Source organism: Metabacillus fastidiosus NBRC 101226 (genome assembly GCF_001591625.1).
In the GTDB taxonomy this organism is placed as follows: domain Bacteria; phylum Bacillota; class Bacilli; order Bacillales; family Bacillaceae; genus Metabacillus; species Metabacillus fastidiosus.
The window spans coordinates 1-4,359 of sequence record NZ_BCVG01000180.1 but is presented as its reverse complement, the minus strand read 5'-3'; the positions used below and the strand labels follow the sequence as shown (position 1 = coordinate 4,359).

The 4,359-nt window shown below is 32.8% G+C and carries 5 protein-coding genes; all 5 read left to right on the top strand.

From position 1 onward, the window contains the following. On the top strand, positions 1-821 hold an 821-nt coding region (locus tag BFA01S_RS21000; RefSeq protein WP_066235515.1), incomplete at its 5' end, for an IS3 family transposase. Positions 822-929: 108 nt separating this feature from the next. Next, positions 930-1,736 carry a hypothetical protein gene (locus BFA01S_RS20995; RefSeq protein ID WP_066235514.1) on the top strand — a complete coding sequence of 269 codons (807 nt, stop codon included), beginning with the start codon at positions 930-932 and terminating at the stop codon, positions 1,734-1,736. Further along, a complete protein-coding gene (locus BFA01S_RS20990; protein WP_066235512.1) occupies positions 1,729-2,292 on the top strand; it encodes a hypothetical protein in 564 nt (187 codons plus the stop codon). Before BFA01S_RS20995 ends, BFA01S_RS20990 begins: the two co-directional genes overlap by 8 nt. A gap of 116 nt (positions 2,293-2,408) precedes the next feature. Next, positions 2,409-3,239: a bacteriochlorophyll 4-vinyl reductase gene (locus tag BFA01S_RS20985; RefSeq protein ID WP_066235510.1), complete on the top strand. Its 831-nt coding sequence runs from the start codon at positions 2,409-2,411 to the stop codon at positions 3,237-3,239. A 276-nt stretch (positions 3,240-3,515) separates the two neighbouring features. Continuing rightward, positions 3,516-3,965, top strand: coding sequence for a DUF1569 domain-containing protein (locus tag BFA01S_RS20980; protein ID WP_066235509.1), 450 nt, complete (start codon positions 3,516-3,518; stop codon positions 3,963-3,965). Positions 3,966-4,359: the final 394 nt, after the last annotated feature.

Below are 4,359 nucleotides of genomic sequence, written 5' to 3'. Positions count from 1 at the left end.
AGTTTAAGGTAGTTGAGTTAGTAAAAATCGCTGGTATTCCACGTAGTACGTATTATTACTGGGTAAAACAAATGAACCGATTAGATAAATATAGAGAGGTCAAAGAAGTCATCCAGCAGATTTTTCATGACCATCGAGGTCGATATGGCTATCGCCGTATCACCCTGGAATTACATCATCGCGGTTATCTTATCAATCATAAAACAGTACGTCGTTTAATGAATCAGTTAGATTTAAAATGTCTCGTACGTATAAAGAAATATCGTTCTTACCGCGGGAAAGCAGGGAAAATCGCTCCTCACCTTCTTAAGCGTGATTTTAAGGCCACAAGGCCTAATGAAAAGTGGGTGACAGATATCACAGAATTTCACTTATTTGGTGAAAAGCTGTACCTATCACCTGTGCTTGATCTTTTTAACGGGGAGATCATTGCTTACAATATGGAGAAACGACCTGCCTTTTCACTCGTTAAAAAGATGTTAGATCAAGCATTTGAATGTTTACATGAGGAGGATTCACCAATCCTCCATTCCGATCAAGGATGGCACTATCAAATGAAGAAATATCAGCACTTATTGAAAGAACATCATATTGTACAAAGTATGTCCCGTAAGGGGAATTGTTTAGACAATGCCGTCATGGAGAACTTCTTTGGCTTATTAAAATCTGAGCTACTTTATTTACAAGAATTCGAAAGCATGGAACATTTCATTTTAGAATTAGAAAACTATATTAACTATTACAATCACAGACGAATTAAAGGAAAATTAAAAGGAATGAGCCCCGTGCAATACAGGATTCATTCCTCAGTAGCTGCTTAAAATATGTGTCTAACTTTTTGGGTTCACTTCATTGAAAGATCCTTTTATTGTTGTTTAAAATGTCTTTTATGTTACTTATAATGGGAAATGAGGAAGGGTGGGAGCAAATTGATAGCAGCAGAATTAAATGGAAAGATACCGTCTACATTACAGAATTCTGAAGACTTATTGACTTCATCAGTAATAGGTCTTTTTCAATATTTATCTTCTCATTCATACTTTCAATCTGTATTAGAATCATCTGTAAACTTAAATGGTCATCAATTAACATTTGATTCACCAGTTAAAGAATGTTGCTTTGTTTTTTGGCCAAAGTTAGAGAATTCAGAACCAGATGTACTACTTCGATTAAAAACCGAAAGTGATAGTGAGATTTTGATATGTATAGAAGCAAAATATTGGTCGCATAAGTCAAGTCATGAGGATGAATCAATCGATTTACAGGATAGAACCAATAGCCAAAGGGATCAATTGGCACGTGAAATAGAGGATATTCACAAAGTTAACTGTCTCCGTTATCTAAATATCAATAGAAGTAAATTGAATAGTATTGTTTTGATATATCTAACAAATCATACATACTTACCAAGAGAAGAAATCCTGGAGAGTATTCTCCATGTAAATGGTGTTCACTTTGAAAAAGGACAACTTTACTGGCTTACATGGAGAGAAATTCATAATTCGATAAGTAAGATTAAGAATTTCCTAACCTTACAGGACTTGAAGCTTTTAAATGACCTCAAAAAGCTGCTGGAAAAGAAAGGACTTCAAAGCTTTAATGGGTTTCAACACCATGTAGAAAAAGTATCTGGAATTAATATTACATACAATACTGCATTAAATTCATATTCATGGAACTGCAAGAATGATGTTGAAAAGTTGCATTGGTACTATGGGGGAAAACAAAATGGATAATAATAATTCAATTATTAACTCAATAAATAATGTAAGACATCTTATTAACAATTCAATTCTTATGCTAAGAGATTTAGATACGGCACTTTCTACGCATGGATTCCAACCTCTAAATGGAAATGCTATAGGAATGGAAAGAAGTACTAGTATTAACCAATCTATGTTTCAATACTCTACCTTTTTTCCACAATACATGGCGAGACAATACGCATTATCAGAAGAGATTAATGCTAATAAGGTTAATAGAATATTATTTACTAACATACAGTTTTTTCATGGAGATTATGAAGAAATACGACCTACTCTAATTAATAGTGTGATGATATTCCCACAACCCATTGCAGATGTAAAGGATTATATCAAGAATTGGTGGTTGAAATATACAGTTTATGAAGATAAAGGATGGGGAGAAATATTAAAGAACGGTGAACTTAATGAAGATATTGATGAAGAAGAGATAAGGACAATTTTTTGGTGTCGTGACTTACTATCTATAAATGGGCAAAAGGAGCTTCTTGAGGAGAAGGAGAAATTAATACAGTTTTTTTTAAAATAAAATAAAACTGTGACTGCAAGTAAGATAGGGATGTAGTATGGATTGTACTAATACATAGGCGTAATACCAATATCAAGTTAAAAATTTATAGGATAATAAAGAAAGAGGTTTACTTAATGAGCACTAATAGAGAATCAAACAATCTTGAATTGATTGTATCAAATGCTTTAAAAATACCTGGTGTTAAAGTTAACCGTAAAGAATTTTTAATTAAAATGTTTGGGAATGACATCAATTCTGATAAAGTTGCAATCTTAATTGAAAAGGGACCGTTAGTAGCGGGAATAGACTGTGACAAAATAAATAGAATGGCAAGATCATTAATTGAAAAAAGAACGTTACAAAGCTCTGGAGCATCATTTGCAGCAGGATTGCCTGGTGGACTTGCTATGGCGGCTACCATACCTGCGGATACTATTCAGTTCTTTGGGGTTGCATTACGATTAGCTCAAGAACTTGCTTATATGTTTGGATATAAGGACTTGTGGGAAGATAACGAGCTTGATATGGAGCAGGTAAGAGGGGAGCTAATTCTCTTTCTAGGTGTTATGTTTGGCGTAGGTGGTTCAGCCTCAGCATTAAAGATGCTTTCGTCTAAAATAGCGGATCAAGCACTGAAAAAGATTCCTCAAAAAGCTTTAACAAAAACTTTTTATTATCCAATTATTAAAAAGATAGCTTCTCTTATTGGGATTAAACTGACAAAAGATTCGTTTGCTAAAGGAATATCCAAAGTGATTCCTGTTATTGGAGGTGCAATATCCGGTGGCTTAACTTATACATCAATGAAAAAGATGGGTAACCGATTAAGAATCACTATGTATGAAACCTTAGATTATACAAAACAAGATTTTGAGAGAGATATGGATGAAATTAAAAGAGAAATGCCAGAGATTATTGATGCAGAATTTGAAGAAGTAGTTGAGGAAGTGGAAATCAAACTTTAAATACCCATTCTCCAAGGGAGAAAATGAGATTAGAAGGTAGCTTGATGTAGCTTTGAAATAAAGAAGTAATGTTTATAAAAAAGATATACCGTTTATAAAAAAGTTGGGGTGGAATTATCTACACTTCAGTTTTTCTTAATTGAACTAACTGGTAGCGATAGCTGATGTAGTTTTATAATAAAGATTGATCATTTAAAACAAAATTCGATTATTTAAAATAAAGATTGATAATTTATAATAAAGTTTGATTAATATAATTAAAGGGGATATGCACTGATGAAAAATATTTTTAATCATATGCATACAGCAGAAGTTTTAAAGCGTATTGACAAATTGAGTGCAAATTCACAACCACAATGGGGAAAAATGGATGTTGCCCAAATGCTAGCGCATTGTTCATCTTTTCAAGACATTGCAATGGGAAATTCTTTTCCACCAAGGGGTTGGTTAGGAATAATAGTAGGGAGGTTTGCAAAACAAATCATGTACAATGACAAGACATTGCCCCATAATATGTCTACTATTCCAACCATTTTGATTACAGATGATAGAGATTTTGAGACAGAAAAAGAAAAGCTTAAACGAAAAATTATCATATTCCAAAATAACGGACCAGAGAAGTGCACAACTCATCCGCATCCTTTTTTTGGTAAACTCACTTCTGAGCAATGGGGTAAAGGAATATACAAGCACCTTGACCATCATCTTAAACAGTTTGGAGTTTAAATATTGAAGAACAAAAATCGTTAGTTGAAGAAAGTATCTCTAGGCTTAATTACTATTCTCTTTCATAAGATGAACAATGCTTTGATTTATTCTCAATTACTATTTGAAGCAACCAACAGCATGTCATTTTATAATCTTTTGTTTTGCCTTAAAACAGGAGCGATTGTGGTAGAACGTAGGTAGAAATTGATCAATCTTTTTTATAAAAACCAAACTTAAATATGCTGAAAAAGAATTCATTTTGATCAATCTTTTTTTTCAAAATGGATTCTTTTTATCTTCAAAAAATGCTTGCTTGTGAGGTGTTTTTAATCAAACTTTATTTAAATGCAACAGCTGAATAAAGCTGTCGCTTCTTTTACTAGTGGAAAAGGATTAAGTTTAGGAGGTAGTT